Source organism: Pseudoalteromonas sp. T1lg48 (assembly GCF_002964785.1).
Classification (GTDB): domain Bacteria; phylum Pseudomonadota; class Gammaproteobacteria; order Enterobacterales; family Alteromonadaceae; genus Pseudoalteromonas.
On the sequence record NZ_PQCC01000018.1, the window covers coordinates 92,535 to 108,040 of the forward strand.

Genomic DNA, 15,506 nt, shown 5'->3' on the forward strand with positions numbered 1-15,506 from the left:
CAAATAAAAATACATAAAGGGGCGAAAGCCCCTTTATAAATTAAGAAACCAGCGCTTCGTTTTCGACGCGGATCCAATCCTTTTCATCCACCCAGTTTTGTTTGCCATCGCCTAGGGTGCGGATAGGGACGATATAGTCGCAGCTGATCTGCGGCTTAACCGAGGCAAAGATGGGCACAAAACCAAAACTCAGTGCGGTTTCGATAATGGCCTGCTGGTTTTGCGGGTCGATATCGGCGGCTTCATCGATATACAAGGGCACTCGGTATTGGCTTTTCTCTTTATCCGACAGCAGATGGCGAATAAACAACATGCCACACAACAACTTGATGGTAATACGGGTACCGTTTGAACCGGCCGAGTCGATTTTATCGAAATACTCGGTGTCGCCAGCGCGGTTAACCACCTCAAAGCGGATATCGAAAAGATCGCTCAGCGTCAGTCCTGCCTTGTCGGAAGCGAGCTTGATCAATTGATCTTTGGCCTCATTCACCTCACTTTCGTGTACATCCTGCTCCGCCAATAAATCCAGGCTGTCGCCTTGCTCGTAAAGATCCGAGGTGGAGAGTATGGTGTCTATGCTTTGCACCAGGGTTTTTCTTGGTACCACTTCAATCTTAAAGCCTTTGAGGTTTGAGATCTGGTGCTCGCTAATGCCTTGGTTAAACAGGCGCATTTCTGCGGTTAAGCGGTTTAAGTCCTGACGCAGTCCTTTGATGGTGGCGGCAACGTCGGTCAGCGCCACCCGGGCCTGACGGTTAACCGCTTCGCGCTCGTTATCCAGGTTATGATAGGCGCTGATCAGCTTTTGGTACTTGCTTAGCTCATCGCTTTCGTTATCAAACTTGGTAATGCCGGCGTTGTAGATATGCAAATAGGTATTGCGCACATTGATATCGAAGTTGCGCAGCTCCTGACAATCCTTGTTAAAGCCATGAATGGTGTCGGCCAGGGCATCGAGATCAAAGGTGATATCGATAAGATAGGGGGTGACCTTGCCGCTGATAAAATCCAGGGTGTGATCCAAGCGCTCGCTCTTAACCTGCTGCAAACGAGCTTTTTGACGCTCCAGCGCTTCTTTTTTCGAGTTGATAATGGCTCGGCGGTCGGCAATGCCGGCGGCATTTTGCTGCACTTCGCTCAAATGTGCATCCACCTCTTCTTGCTCACCATGGAGGCTTTCCTGCAGGGCCTGTTGGGCCTCGGCAGAGCGTTGCATCACCTGATATTGTTCAAAGCGTTTTAACGCCGCTTCCTGGGCCATTAGTTGCTCATACAGGGCATCACGCTCAGCCTGTTTACCGGCGACATCGGCAGCCACCTCGCGCTGGGCTTGAAGATCGTTAAGTGAGCGCTCAAGGGATGCCAACTGCTCGCTCAGCTGTGCCTTGTCGGCACCGCTTTGCATCTGTACTACCGGCAGTTTTTTCAGGGAAATGGTCGCGCCGGGCACGACCAGCTCGCCACCGCGCACCGCCTGGGTGAGCTGGGTTAAAAATACGCCAAAGGCATCTTCATCGCTAATATTGACCTCGCCGCCGTTGCTGGTGGCAAAAGAAAGCAGATCCGGGTTAAGTACTCGTGAAATCTCTTCCACTTCTTTAAGCGACAAGTCTTCGCGCATGCGGGTAAAGAGGTTGTACTCCAGGTTCTTCAATTGCAGTTTCAAACTCTTAATCTGCTTTTGCGTTTCTTTTATGCGGTAATCCAGAGTATGCAGGCTTTGACCCTCGGCGCTTTTGAGCGAGTGCGACAGGGCTTCGTATTCTTGTTTTAGTGCTTTTAACTCACTGTGTAGCGTAGCGCTGTTGGCCAGTTCAAACTCTCGATGCAGGGCATCGTAATCGCTAAACCAGGCCCCCAGCTCGGTGAGCTTGCGCTCGATATCCCGAGACTGTTGCACGTAGAGGCGCTGCTTTTGCTCGAACTCTTCCTTCTCCTGCGTGATTTCTTCAAGCTGCTCAGCCAAGGTGGCGTGTTGGTCCTCATAAAAGGTATCGAATTCTGCCAGGGCGAGATCGATTTTTGGCGCATAGGCGCCAAGCTTGCCCTTGAGTGCACTTTGGTGTTCCAACATACTTTCCAGTGCGGCAATGGGCTCTTGCATGGTTTCCAGGGCATTAAGCTCACGGCGGGCGCGATTAACCTTGTCGAATGCCCGCTGCCAAACCTCGTAAAAATCGACATGAGCGTTGGACATATGGCGCTCAAAGACACGCATCATAAAGCGTTTCACATCGCTGGCGCCAAGCTTATGCAGGTTGAGCATGCGACGGAAGATTTCTTTATAGGTGGCGGCATCGCTGACATTGTTGAGCGGGATCATGCGCAGGTTGATGTCGCCGTCAAAGGGCGTGGCACCGCCTATTAATAGGGCATTGAGTTCCTGCGCCTTAAGTTCGATGGGGTTAAAGCCCTTGTCCTTGAGGTGATTGAACAAGCGGGTGTATTTGACGATGCGCTTGTTGTCGGTAAAGTCATCGAGGTTCAGCGCGCCGTTATAACAAAAGAACTGATGGGCAAAGCCGGCTATTTTGCCAAGGCCCGCCACACCAATCACCACCTTGCCATGGGGCAGATCGGCCTCAAGCAAGATATAGGACTGGTCGGAATTAAAATAGAATTTGCGGGTTTCTTCTAAATCGTGGCCATCCCATTCGGTCAGACGCAGGTCATTAATAAGGGGAAACTGCAGGGCGTTGATCACCGAGCTTTTACCCGTGTTGTTCGGGGCGCAAATAGAGCTGCTCTTATCCAGTGGAATGACGCACTTGGCATAGCCCGCGGTATTTAACAGGGCTAGTTTACTCAGACCGTGTAATTGCTGCATTTATAGCTCCTCGGCGCTTTCGAGCGCGTCTTCATTTACTTCTAGCAGGGCATCGAGATAGCGGTGAATGGGGGCGAGTAAACGAAAGACGCTGTCCTTGTCTTTGGCCTTGGCCATGCCCAGCCGTACCATGCGCATCAGTACGTCCTTGCGCAGATCGGTGCCGGAGAAAATCTCCAACTGGTCGTAAAGCACCTTATTGTGCAGCACCAGCTCCTGGCACAGCTCAAGATCCACGTCTTTGTCGAACAGCGCGCGCATCGGGTCCTGGCCCTGGTTGGCGTAATGCTCAATCAGGGTATAGATAAAGAGCGCAATGGCTCGGGAGATCTTACCCATGTTGGCGGTGCCCTCATCGGTGGCAAAATGGAAAAAACCACGGGCGTCGTGCACCAAGGTATGACCCAGGGCACTAAACAGGGCGGCGTATTGCTCTTGCTGCTGGTCCAGCTCTTGCCAGGCGAGATTGTCTTGCTCGCTGATATGATAGCCGCTGACCAGTTTCTTATTGATGTAATGCAACTGAGTGAGCTGCGTTAAGTCTATGGTGCTCATAATTATTCGCTAGTGTTAGTTGGTGTAGCATCGCTGGCATCGATAAAGGGATACAAGGCAAAGCGCTTGCCGGCGATGGTTTTAGTTTCAAGCTGCTCGCTTTGACTCAGGGTCAAAGAAGCGTCATTAATAAGTTTTTGGTACAGATAAAGCAGCTCGTCGGGATCCAGCTCCGGATAATGCTTATCCAACACATCGATAAGCTGCTGTTTGCGTACCTTACTTTTACCCTTAGCGGGTTTAAAGAGGGCACGCACATCCCTGAAACTAGGAATGTTTGGCGCGTGATAGGGCTCGGCGGCACTGGCGTCGGGCATTTCAAAATCGTGCTCTTCGAACTCGCTGAGGCCGGCCATATAGGCCACTAGTTGTGCATTGCTCCCCAATTGGTGATGCATAGGGTCGCTGGCAAAAAACGGTTGATGGGCGCTCATGACATTATCGAGCCCGCGTTTGCGAATAAGTCCCAGCACTTTGGCGGCCTGACGGGTGATCAGGGTGTTTTGTCTCAGTTCTTCGCGCAGCGGCATCAACATATCGGCACTTTGGCGCAGGCTTTCGCGGCCTATATGGTGCATATCGAGAATACGGGTGCGCAACTGCTCCAACATGCGAATGGTTTTGGTGTCGCGGCCGCTTTGTTTAAGGTGCAACAGGTGCTCGGTGAGACCTAACTCAATGGCATCGAAGCAAACTTGGAAGGCACCACTGATGTCGAGCATCTCCAGCATTGGCTCTATGTATTCGTCAAAGGCTTCAATCACCGCCTTATAGCGCTTACTCAGGGACATGCTTGAGCCATTGGCCTTGGCTTGCTCTACCAGGTTATAAATGGCGTTTTCATTGTGCTTATAGAGTTTGACGATTTTGCGTACCCGTTCATCCATAATGCGGGTGTAGCGGCTGATATCGCCGTAATCATCGTCGTTGACCGCTTTAGAAAGCTTATTGCTTAAGCGATCCAAGTCTTCCACCAACACATGAATTTCCGCGGCCACGCCCAGGCTTTCATCTTGCAATAAATACGCGGCAAAATCGCTGACCGCACGGTTGATCTCCAATTGCGATGATTTTGCTAAGGGAACAAGAATGTCTTGGCTGAGCAGGCGGTTGGTTTCTTTGTAAATTTGGGCGCCGGAATAATGGGGAAAGTGCTGTTTTATGATGCTTTGCACTTCCTTGATGCTAAAGTCGCCCATTTTGAAACGTTTCATCAGGGTCTCAAGCACCGGCCATAGCTCCGTCAGCGTGTTAAGCACGCGTTTCGCTATTATCATTTATATTCTTTCTTTGTGCTTGGCAATAGGCAGGGATTATAACCAAAGGTACAAAAGGGGAAAATAGCTTTTCGCTGTTACTTTAACTTTACGGAGAACGTTGTTTTTGGTTGACAAGAATTATGTAAAGAAATTGTCATTTACCACGAATTGGTAATAGCCCCTTTGTCATATGAATGTTAGAATTCGCGCCGCTTGCAGACTGTAACCGTCTGTTAATAACTCATGGTATCGCTAAGTTTGTTATTTGTACATCAGGGTATTTTTGTACCACCAATAAACTTAGCCGTACTTTTTTAAATCGCTTGTCGCAAGGAATAATACCCAAAATGGTCAGTGCGCTCATCTTGACGCTCATTGCCGTGGCGTTTGTGCTTATTGTTGTGGAAGACGTCATCCATGTAAATAAGGCTAAAACCACGCTGTTTTTCGGCACGTTGTGCTGGATTATCCTCTTCATCTCGCCCCTTCACGGTCATTCCCTTGACCATATTAAGCATGAACTCAATGAGAACATTTTAGAAATAGCGACCTTGTGGCTGTTTTTAATGGCGGCCATGACCTTTGTTGCCTATCTCAACTCCAAAGGGTTTATTCAAAATTTGGTGCAACGGGTACTGCCAAGTAAGATTAGCGAGCGCAAGCTGATGTTCCTTATCGCGGGTTTTGCGTTTTTATTCTCATCGATTTCCGACAATATTACCGCGACCTTAGTCTCGCTGGCGGTGGTGATGTCGTTGAAACTCGATGGCCGCAAGCTGGTAAAATACGCGACCTTGATTATCTTTGCGGTTAACTCCGGCGGCGTGTCGCTGATCACAGGTGACGTCACCACCTTGATGATCTTCCTGGCCGACAAGGTGACCATAGGAAATCTGTTGTTATTGATTGCTCCCGCGGCCTTTAGTGTACTGGTGCTGGCGACCTTGTTATCGATGAAGATGCGCGGCACGGTGACCTTTTCTCTGGGCGAGCGCAAACCCATAGAAAAAACCGACATTACCATAGCGGCAATTTTCCTTTCGACAATCGTCGGCACCCTGACCATGAGTGTGCTGTTTCAAATTCCGCCCTTGTTGACTTTTTATTCGGCTTATCCTTGATGTTCCTTACCGCACAGTTTTTGATGCGCAAAAAGGATGTGAACAAGCAGATCATCGACTATATCCGTGAGATTGAGTACGACACCTTGTTGTTCTTCGTGGGTGTATTGTTATTGGTTGGCGCGCTAAAGGAAGTGGGCGTGCTGGCCCAGTTTACTCATCTGTATGAGGTGTTAGCGCCAAGTCAGGCCAACTACCTGATGGGTCTACTGTCGGCAGCGGTCGATAACGTACCTTTAACCGCGGCACTGCTTAAAGCAGATATTCATATGGATACCCAGAACTGGCTGGCATTTACCTATGCTACCGGGGTAGGCGGCTCCATGCTGGTGATTGGCTCGGCGGCGGGTATTATCGCTATGAGCAAGGTGCGCGATTTGACCTTCGGCAGCTACCTGCGTAACAGCTTCTATCTCTTGATTGCATACTCCGTGGGGTATGTGGGCGCCTATTACATGGGCTCTTTTGTGTAATCCATCTCCCACATGGCATAAAAAAAAGACCACTTAAGCGTATGCTAAGTGGTCTTTTTGTCTTTGTTCACAGCCAGAACACACAGATTGGTACACTAAACATTACTTCGCGTATTGTTCCGTGCTTAAACTTATCGCACTATTATCGAATTAAGTAAGTTATTGACCGTATTAAAAAAGGTGGCTTATGCGTATTGCGGTTTTTGGTGCCGGTTCGACGGGCTGTTATTTAGGGGCGCTGTTAAGCGCGGCGGGGCTCAGGGTGTCTCTGATATGCCGGGCACGAATTAAAGACGCCATTGTTAACAACGGCGGCATTCATATCAGCGACTATCAGGGGCTGGACAAAACCCTGATGCCCAAGGAGCTGCTTACCGAACCCCAGGGGCAGCGCTTTGATATGGTTTTTGTCACCTTAAAATGTCATCAATTACAAACCGCGCTGCCACAGTTGCTGGCCCTCACCGACGAGCACTCCGAGCTGGTGTTTATGCAAAATGGCCTCGGCAGTTTTGAGGCCATCAAGAACCAGTTCGGGGCGCGCAGCTGTGTGTTTGGTATTACTCCATTCAATGTGTTGCAACAAGGCGCGCATTTTCATAAGGGCACCGAGGGTGAATTTGTGTTTGCCAAAACCGTCCGCACCGAGCAAATAGCCAAGGCCCTGCGCGAGCATGGGTTTAACTGTCAATTAGAGGCGCAGATGGAGTCGGTGATCTACGGCAAGCTGCTATTGAATCTCAATAATGCCCTTAATGCGGTGGCCGATATGCCCATTAAAAAAGAGCTGGAAAATAAAGCGTTAAGACACGTGCTGGCGGCGGCGATGCGCGAATGGCTTGGGGTCTGTAAGGCCATGAACATCGAGCTGGCGCAGTTTACCAAGGTCAAGCCGGCGCTGGTGCCGGTGATCCTAAGTTTACCGAATTGGTTATTTAAGCGTGTGGCGTCCGCCATGCTGGATATTGACCCCAAGGCGCGATCGTCCATGTGGGAGGACATTCAGGCGGGGCGTAAAACGGAAATCGCCTACCTCAATGGTGCCGTGGTAGCCCTGGGTGAGCGCTACGGCGTAGAGACACCGGTCAACCAGGCCATAGTAGCCTGTATTGAAAAGCGAGAGCGGGGCAGTGAAGTAGACCTTGCGGATCTAGTCCAGGCCGCCAGGCAAAAATAAAGTGCAGAAGAGCGCCCAGGTGGTGATTGACATCCAGCCATCCAAACGTTAAATTGCTTGCCTAGGTTTGCGGTTCATACCGTAAACCAGTAGCAGAAGAGGTGCGATAGCTAGGTAGTAAACGCGAGGCAGACGTAGGCCCACGACCGTTTATGAGGGAGACTATCGCCGAGGAAGTACATTGCTCGTCACAATGGCTTTCGGTTCTTGAGGCTGAATCCTCGGAACTGTCACCTGTTTGGGTGGAGGGCTTCTGGCAATGGACATACCTTTCTTTTAAGTCTTGCCAAGTTCTCCTGATTGTATTTGAAAAATAACCTATTTTTCATCTCGGAGAGAAAATGAATCAGGAATTTACCGTCGCCAAATTCGGCGGCACCTCAGTGGCCGATCATGCAGCAATGAACCGTTGCGCCGATATTATTGCCAGCGACCCGCAAGTACGCATTGTCGTTGTCAGTGCCAGCGCCGGGGTCACTAATCATCTGGTCGCCTTGTGCCAAACCGGGCTCAGCAGTGAAGAGCGCCAGGCCCATATCGACGGCGTTATTGCTATCCAATTAAATATCCTCGAGTGCCTGAGCCTGGATGCGGATTTAGCCCATGGTTTTGATGTTACCCTGAATGATTTTAAAAACACCGCACTGCATGCAGCACAGACCAATGCGCAGCGCGACGAACTGCTTAGCTTTGGCGAGCGTTTATCCTCTTATTTATTCACCCAGGTGCTGCGCGATAAAGGCGTACGCTCGGCTCGCTTCGATGTCCGCTCGGTACTTAAAACCGACAGTCAGTTTGGCAAAGCACAGCCGGAGATAGCACAAACCAAGGCACGTGCTACGGCGGAGTTGGTGCCATTGCTCAGCGAGCAGGTGGTGGTGACGCAGGGGTTTATCGGCAGTGACGAATACGGCGAAACCACCACCTTGGGGCGTGGCGGCTCGGACTACAGTGCCGCCTTGTTGGCGGAGGCCTGTGGTGCCAGCAACATTCATATTTGGACCGATGTGATTGGCATTTACAGCACCGACCCACGTTTATGTAATAAGGCAAAGCCCATTGCCCATCTGACCTTTGACGAGGCCGCAGAAATGGCGACCTTCGGTGCCAAGGTATTGCATCCGGCCACCATTTTACCGGCGGCGCGCAGCGGTATTGGCGTGTTCGTTGGCTCCAGTCAGGACCCACAAGGTGGCGGCACCTGGATTGAAAAGGTGCCAAGCAAGGAGTTGATCACCGGTGTTCGCGCTGTTACCCAGCGCAAAAATCAGCTGTTGCTGACGTTAAAAAGCCCGGAAATGCTGCTCGCCAGCGGCTTCTTGGCGCGGGTGTTTACCATTCTTAGCGAGTATAAGATTTCCGTTGATTTGGTCACCACATCGGAGATAAGCGTAGCCGTAACCCTGGATAATGCGCCTAACGCCAGTCGCCCGGAGCTTGATCAGGAGGCCCTGGAGCGCTTGGCCGAGTTTTGTCATGTCAGTGTGGAAACTAACCTGGCCTTGGTGGCCTTGATTGGCTCTGAGATTCAGTTACGCCAAAGCGAGCTTAACCTGATGCGGGTGCTCAGTGGTTTTGATATTCGTTTGATCTGTCATGGCGCCTCAAAGCACAACCTGTGCTTCTTGGTGGAGCAATCACAGTCGGATCGGGTGGTGCAGGCTATTCACCAGCAGTTGTTAGAACAAGGTCGATAAGTTCGACCTCGGCCTTGGCGGTGATCAAACTGAGATCGAATTGCCGCCAGGGCTGACAATAAACCTGAGCCGGGAAGCGTTCAAGTAAGGGCAGTATGGGCTGGCTTAACAGCGTGCTGATACTTTGTTTGGCGGCCTTGGCATAGGCTTCTTTTAACGTCCACACCCGAAAAAAGGTGTCGACATCGTTCCCTATATCCCGGGCTTCCACCTCGGGGTAAAAATGCGCCGCCAGTTTGGCAAAACGCCGGTTGGCATCCCGCTTTTCAATGTCTAGGCCCAAAAGAGATTGCTGTCCTTGGGTCATGGCCACGGCGATATGGCCGTGCGAGTGGCTGATCACCACATTGACATCCAATAATTGTCCGTCGATATAGAGCTGTAGCGCTTTTTCCTGCTCGTCAAACACACTCTGCCAACGTGTAAGGGGGATGTGCGCGTATTGCGGAAATAGCTGTTTTGCCAGGGTCTTGATGCAATGGCGGCTGCTTAGGTATTCGCGCTTGGCCTGGGGTTGGTTTACGCCTGTGTAGTACCGCCAGCTCCGTTGGGTGCAGGTGGGCTTCATTGAGCTCAATGGCGGCACCAAGGCACAGTAAGACTTTTTCCGATATCGGCACAGATGGTGTGGTCTTTGGTAATGCGGGAAAGCGATAAGCTGCATTAAACATGGGATGAATGGTCCGATATGGTTGGTGGCGACTACTTTGTTAATGGTAAGTGTGGTTTAATAGCGGCAAAACAATAACAGATATCAATAAGAATGACGAATAATCGTGACGGCTTTCAAAGTCGCATAGGATTTGTGCTGGCAGCTGCCGGCGCCGCAGTGGGTTTAGGAAATATATGGGGGTTTCCAACTCAAGCTGCAAACCACGGAGGCGGAGCCTTCCTACTTGTTTACTTTATCGTAATTTTTGCCTTGGCACTGCCCGCGCTCTTTACCGAGTTGTACCTGGGCTATGCGGCACAGGCCAACCCGGTTCAGGCGCTTAAACGTGCCTGGCAGAACAAGGCACCCAAGCTTGGCGCTGGCGCCGGTTACCTGGGCCTGGGCGGCGCCGTGATCATGCTGAGCTTCTATTCCATCGTGGCCGGTTGGATGCTGGCCCATGCGTTGGCACCCATCGCGCAAATGCTCGATATGCCCGCGGCGGCAGAGTTCTTAAGCAATGATTCCTTGACGCGCAACCTGGTATTTACGCCCTTAATGCTGGCGCTGACCGCCAGCATTATTTTGCAAGGTGTGAAATCGGGGATCGAAGCCTGGTCACGGCGCTTAATGCCCTTGCTCTTGGTTTTGTTGGTGGCGCTGATCTTCTATATTGGCTCCCTTGACGGGGCGGCGGAGGGCTTTGCCCATTATCTGAAGCCGGACTTTGACAAGGTGTGGGATGCGGATTTGATTATCGCCGCCATGGGACAGGCGTTTTTCTCCCTGTCGCTTGGTGTCGGGTGTATGATGATCTACGGCTCTTACCTTAAGCCGGGTGCTAACCTCGGCAAGTTAACCCTGAGCGTTGCCGCACTCGACACCTCAGTGGCGTTTTTAGCCGGTTTACTGATCGTGCCGGCCATTTTTGTGGCCAGCCATAACGGCGTCGAAGTGTTTGCCAATGGCAAGCTGATCGGCGAGGGCCAGCTCATTTTTGCGGTCTTGCCGCAACTGTTTGAAGCCATGGGCACCATGGGTCTGGTGATCGCCTTAGCGTTTTTCGTGCTGATGTCCATCGCCTCAGTGACCTCGACCATTTCTTCGACCGAGATCCCGGTAGCCTTTTTGGTTGAGAATCATCAAATGGATCGTAAGCGTGCGACCGCCTTGGTGACCTTAGTGGTGGCCATCGCCTCGGGTACCATCATTATGAACTTTGACTGGCTGTTTGGCTTGGTGATCCAGGTCTTTACCCAGTACCAGTTGCCATTGATGGGCTTGTTCTATTTCCTAACTCTTGGCTGGGTGTGGAATCGAGGCAATAAGCTGGCCGAGTCGAACCACCCGGGCATTAAAGCGCTGTTGTGGTATATCCGTTTGGTGTGCCCAATTTTGATGACCGCCGTGTTTATCAATGTAGCGATGAAATAATCCTACAAAGCCAACTAGAACGAAAAAAGGGATATGCTGTCATATCCCTTTTTTTGTGCCTGTTGAAAAGCTTTAAGCCTATATATCCAGTACCTGATTGGTGAGGGTGTCGCCCTTGGCGAATTGGTGCAGGTTAAAGTAAGTGGTCTGTACAATCTGTTCCAGCGCTTCTTGGGTGAAAAAGCCCTGGTGGCCGGTGATCAATACGTTTTTAAAGGTGAGCAGACGGGCAAACACATCGTCTTGAAGAATTTCTTCCGATCTGTCTTTAAAGAATAATTCGGACTCCTGCTCATACACGTCCAAGCCCAAATAACCAAGCTGTCCGCTTTTAAGCGCCTCGATACAGGCCTTGGTATCGAGCAGGGCACCGCGGCCGGTGTTAATGAGCATGACACCGCGTTTCATCGTCGCCAGGGCAGGTTTGTTAATGATGTGATGGGTTTGCTCATTGAGTGGACAATGCAGGCTGATGATGTCGCTGTTGGCGAGCAGCTCGTTTTGCGATACCAGAGTAAAGGCCCCGGTGGGTGCGGCCGGGTCGCTGACCAGCACCTTGGCACCAAAGCCGTTGAGTATTTTTACCAGCGCCTGGCCAATTTTACCGCAACCGATCAGGCCCACGGTTTTATTGTGTAGGTTAAAGCCAAGCAGGCCGTTTAGATCGAAATTATCCTCGCGCACCCGGTTGTAGGCCTTATGGGTTTTGCGCGCTAAGGTCAGCATCAGGGCTACACTGTGCTCGGCCACCGCCTCCGGGCTGTAGGCCGGCACTCTGGCCACGGCTATGTTATGTGCTTTGGCCGCCGCCAGGTCGACATTATTAAAGCCAGCGCAGCGCAGCAGGATAAGGCCGATGCCAAGGTCGGCCAATTTGCCTATGACCTCGGCATTGAGGTTGTCATTTACGAAAACACAAACGGCATCGAAGCCTTTGCTAAGGGAGCAGGTATGGACATTAAGGCCGACATCGAAATATTCGATATCTACGTCTGCGGGGCAGAGTTCATCAAATACCTTTTGTTCATACCTTTGCGAGCTGAATAGGGCTAATTTCATCAAGTTGACTCTCTATCACCGACCTTAGGGTGTCGGGTTTGGTACGTGGCGCGTAACGATTTACCAGCTGTCCTTGAGAGTTTATGAGAAATTTAGTGAAATTCCATTTTATTGCCCGATTTTGGGCAATGCCACGGGTATGCTCTTTGAGGTAATTAAACAGTGGATGGGCGTCCGGGCCATTGACCATGACTTTACTAAACAACGGAAAACTAACATTAAATGTGCTTTCACAAAAGCCTTTTATGGTGGCGTTGTCGGCAATTTCGTGGCGCCCAAACTGATTGCAGGGAAAGCCTAAAATTACCAGCCCCTGATGTTTATAGTCTTGATACACGCGCTCCAGTGCGCCGTACTGGTGGGTGAAGTTACAGCTGCTAGCGGTGTTGACGATAAGCACCACACGTCCTTGTAATTGTTTGAATGAATAGGGTTGGCCGTCGATAAGTGTGGCGTTGAAATGGTAAATACTATCCATTGAGTGCTCCCTTGCTAAAACCAGACGTTTTTAGCCTTTGCCTTTGATATACTGTGTGCGTTTTTTCGAGGCTAGCAGGCAAATAGGTCAGAAATATGTCAAAAAAATGTACCTTTATCGGTCTAGGGGTTATGGGCTATCCCATGGCGGGTCACTTACAACAAGCGGGATACGATGTTTGCGTGTACAACCGCAGCGCCGAAAAAGCGCAAAAATGGGTTGAGCAATACGGTGGACGCAGTGCGGCAACACCCGCACAGGCAGCCAGCGACGCCGAATTTGTATTCGTGTGTGTGGGCAATGACGATGATGTGCGTAGCGTGATTTACGGTGATGATGGTGCCCTTGCAACCATGGCGCCGGGCAGCTATTTAATCGATCACACTACCACTTCGGCGCTATTGGCCCGTGAGCTAGGTGAAGCGGCCCAAGAAAAGCAGGTGGCCTTTATCGATGCGCCTGTTTCCGGTGGCCAGGCCGGTGCCGAAAATGGTGTATTGACCGTAATGTGTGGTGGCGATGCGGATGCGTTTGCCGCGGTGCAGCCGGTAATGGCGCCATTTAGTCGTTTTAGCGAATTGCTTGGTCCTATTGGCAGTGGCCAGCTATGTAAAATGGTCAATCAGATCTGTATCGCCGGTGTGGTTCAGGGTCTGGCCGAAGGTTTACACTTTGCCAAAAAAGCCGGCTTAGATGGTGAAAAAGTAGTGGAGACCATTTCTAAAGGCGCGGCAGGCTCTTGGCAGATGGAAAACCGCTACAAGACCATGTTGCAGGGTGAATACGAGTTTGGCTTTGCCGTTGACTGGATGCGCAAAGACTTGGGCATCGCCCTGGATGAGGCGCGTAGCAATGGCGCGACCCTGGCGCTGACGGCCTTGGTTGACCAATATTATGGCGATGTACAGGCCATCGGCGGTAATCGTTACGACACCTCCAGCCTGTTGGCGCGCTTGGAGAAGCTAAACCCTAGCGACTAAGCTGGGTTTGCTCTTGCGCCCAGGCCGTTTTTTACAGGCTTTGGGCGTAATGATAAAGGGCTTTGAGCACTGCCATATTGCGCTCATTGCTCTCGTTTTCATGCACCAGATTTTCAAGGCTGAGCATAAAGTCCTGAGCATTAATAGACGGGTTGTCTTCTCCGTGCATTAGTTTGTTCTGGCAGTATTTACGCCATGAATCCAGCTCCGCTGGGGTCAGGCTTTCCGGCCAGTTACGAGCGCGATATCGAAACAGCATGGTGGCGAATTTCGGGTCTTCAAAGTCCAGCTCCAGGTTCCCCAGCTCCAGCGGTGAGGTGCTGCGGATCACATCGAACTTGGCCTTATCTCCATTGCTGATAAAGCCACTGTATAGTTGATAATCCACATTGGTGGTGGCGGCAAATTCACGGCTTTCATTAAATACCTCGGCCACCTTGTCACGCAACTCGGGATGCGCCTTTAAAAACTTCAAATGCTCCAGGCATTGCTCTCTGTCTATGCCCAGACGTTCGGCGTTTTCCGGCAACAGGGTTTTTGCCGGCGCGAGAATAGGGCACTTGTTTACATGCACCAGCTTTAAGCCGATGGGCGCCTGACCTTCGGGCAGCTCGTCACGGCGGGTATAAAGGTACTCGCGCAGCTGTTCGACGGATAAATCGAGCAAGGGTTGGGGGTCTTGTGTCAGGTTAAAGCAGACCACGGCGTTTTTGTTGCTCGGATGAAAGCTCATGGGTGCAATCCAGGTGGTGCAGCCCTGCGTTGCCGGAATACGCGACGAGGTATGCACCAGGGGTGTCATATTGAATACGTCCACCATCTGCAACAGCGCTTTTTTATGGCGCAGGCCGAAAAAGAAGTTATATAGCTTGGGCTGGCGCTCTTTAACCAGCTTGGCCAGGGCAATGGTGGCCTTAACATCACTTAAGGCATCGTGGGCATCGGCATGCTCTATGCCGTTGGCCTTGGTGAGTTTTTCTAGGCGAAAGCTGACACTGCCGTCTTCCTTACGCGGCCAGTTTATACCCTCAGGGCGTAGCGCATAGCAGGCACGCACCAAATCAATAATGTCCCAGCGACTATTGCCGTTTTGCCATTCCCTTGCATAGGGGTCGTAGAAGTTACGATACAGGGTGTAACGGCTGACTTCATCATCGAAACGAATGCTGTTATAGCCGGCCACACAGGTGTTGGGCTGGCTGAATTCTTCGTGGATCTTGGCGATAAATTCCGCCTCGCTCAGGCCGTGGCGCAGCGCATGTTGCGGGGTAATGCCTGTGACCAGGCAGGCCTCGGGATGAGGTAAATAGTCAGGCGCCGGACGACAGTATTCAATCAGCGGCTCGCCGATAATATTCAGATCGAGATCGGTACGAATACCGGCAAACTGACTCGGCCTGTCTTTTTGCGGGTTCGCCCCCCAAGTCTCATAGTCGTGCCAGTAGATTGTGCTCTGCTCGTCGCCGTTATGCGCCATTGTCGATCCTTTCGCCTAACTTGTCTGTAACCGCGTAACTGCATGTTACTTATGATTTCCGTCATTATTACATAGCAAGTCATAGTCACAAAGTGTGGAGTTGTGCTTGGCGGTGGGATTAGCAAGCAGTGATATTATTAGCGACTCATAATATGCCTGCCGCATACAAATTAGTGAAGCAACTCTGGATTGGTGGGATTACAGTTAAACGCAATAAAAAACCGTCAAAGTATTAACTTTATCAATGATGTCTATTGACAATAAATTGATATGTTGAAATGTTAAACGCTGATTATCAAGTAGATAATGATGAA

11 protein-coding genes, 1 pseudogene and 1 riboswitch are annotated in these 15,506 nt (G+C 50.9%); of the genes and pseudogenes, 5 read left to right on the top strand and 7 right to left on the bottom strand.

The window, feature by feature from the left end; all coding sequences use genetic code 11:
• Positions 1-40: 40 nt before the first annotated feature.
• From C2M29_RS09700 to C2M29_RS09710, 3 genes are read right to left on the bottom strand one after another with little or no spacing between them, the layout of a single operon-like run.
• Positions 41-2,830, bottom strand: coding sequence for an ATPase (locus tag C2M29_RS09700; RefSeq protein WP_105189594.1), 2,790 nt, complete (start codon positions 2,828-2,830; stop codon positions 41-43).
• Positions 2,831-3,385: a condensin complex protein MksE gene (locus tag C2M29_RS09705; protein ID WP_105189595.1), complete on the bottom strand. Its 555-nt coding sequence runs from the start codon at positions 3,383-3,385 to the stop codon at positions 2,831-2,833.
• 2 nt (positions 3,386-3,387) lie between these two features.
• Complete coding sequence (locus C2M29_RS09710; protein WP_105189596.1) at positions 3,388-4,662, bottom strand: hypothetical protein; 1,275 nt, start codon at positions 4,660-4,662, stop codon at positions 3,388-3,390.
• A 329-nt stretch (positions 4,663-4,991) separates the two neighbouring features.
• Here C2M29_RS09710 and nhaD point away from each other — a divergent pair.
• The 3 genes and pseudogenes from nhaD (at position 4,992) to lysC (ending at position 9,112) form a co-directional block, all read left to right on the top strand.
• A pseudogene (gene nhaD / locus C2M29_RS09715) lies at positions 4,992-6,238 on the top strand (sodium:proton antiporter NhaD).
• A gap of 187 nt (positions 6,239-6,425) precedes the next feature.
• The gene (locus C2M29_RS09720) at positions 6,426-7,415 is read left to right on the top strand and encodes a 2-dehydropantoate 2-reductase (protein WP_105189597.1); all 990 of its coding nucleotides are present in this window, start codon (positions 6,426-6,428) and stop codon (positions 7,413-7,415) included.
• An 88-nt stretch (positions 7,416-7,503) separates the two neighbouring features.
• Positions 7,504-7,676: riboswitch (Lysine riboswitch) on the top strand.
• 80 nt (positions 7,677-7,756) lie between these two features.
• Entirely contained in the window at positions 7,757-9,112 is a 1,356-nt protein-coding gene (gene lysC, locus C2M29_RS09725) for a lysine-sensitive aspartokinase 3 (RefSeq protein WP_105189598.1), read from the top strand.
• Here lysC and C2M29_RS09730 read toward each other — a convergent pair.
• Positions 9,078-9,680 carry a 4'-phosphopantetheinyl transferase family protein gene (locus C2M29_RS09730; protein WP_158684703.1) on the bottom strand — a complete coding sequence of 201 codons (603 nt, stop codon included), beginning with the start codon at positions 9,678-9,680 and terminating at the stop codon, positions 9,078-9,080. The genes lysC and C2M29_RS09730 overlap by 35 nt on opposite strands.
• 195 nt (positions 9,681-9,875) lie before the next feature.
• Between C2M29_RS09730 and C2M29_RS09735 the strand changes: the two genes are divergently transcribed.
• Positions 9,876-11,198: a sodium-dependent transporter gene (locus C2M29_RS09735; RefSeq protein ID WP_105189600.1), complete on the top strand. Its 1,323-nt coding sequence runs from the start codon at positions 9,876-9,878 to the stop codon at positions 11,196-11,198.
• Positions 11,199-11,276: 78 nt separating this feature from the next.
• Here the strand turns inward: C2M29_RS09735 and C2M29_RS09740 are convergent, their stop codons facing one another.
• Both C2M29_RS09740 and C2M29_RS09745 read right to left on the bottom strand, forming a co-directional pair.
• Positions 11,277-12,257 carry a 2-hydroxyacid dehydrogenase gene (locus C2M29_RS09740; protein WP_105189601.1) on the bottom strand — a complete coding sequence of 327 codons (981 nt, stop codon included), beginning with the start codon at positions 12,255-12,257 and terminating at the stop codon, positions 11,277-11,279.
• Positions 12,223-12,735 carry a glutathione peroxidase gene (locus C2M29_RS09745; RefSeq protein ID WP_105189602.1) on the bottom strand — a complete coding sequence of 171 codons (513 nt, stop codon included), beginning with the start codon at positions 12,733-12,735 and terminating at the stop codon, positions 12,223-12,225. Before C2M29_RS09745 ends, C2M29_RS09740 begins: the two co-directional genes overlap by 35 nt.
• Positions 12,736-12,830: 95 nt before the next feature.
• Between C2M29_RS09745 and C2M29_RS09750 the strand changes: the two genes are divergently transcribed.
• Positions 12,831-13,715: an NAD(P)-dependent oxidoreductase gene (locus C2M29_RS09750; RefSeq protein WP_105189603.1), complete on the top strand. Its 885-nt coding sequence runs from the start codon at positions 12,831-12,833 to the stop codon at positions 13,713-13,715.
• A 31-nt stretch (positions 13,716-13,746) separates the two neighbouring features.
• Here C2M29_RS09750 and sbcB read toward each other — a convergent pair whose 3' ends face one another.
• A complete protein-coding gene (gene sbcB / locus C2M29_RS09755; RefSeq protein ID WP_105189604.1) occupies positions 13,747-15,192 on the bottom strand; it encodes an exodeoxyribonuclease I in 1,446 nt (481 codons plus the stop codon).
• Positions 15,193-15,506 lie beyond the last annotated feature (314 nt).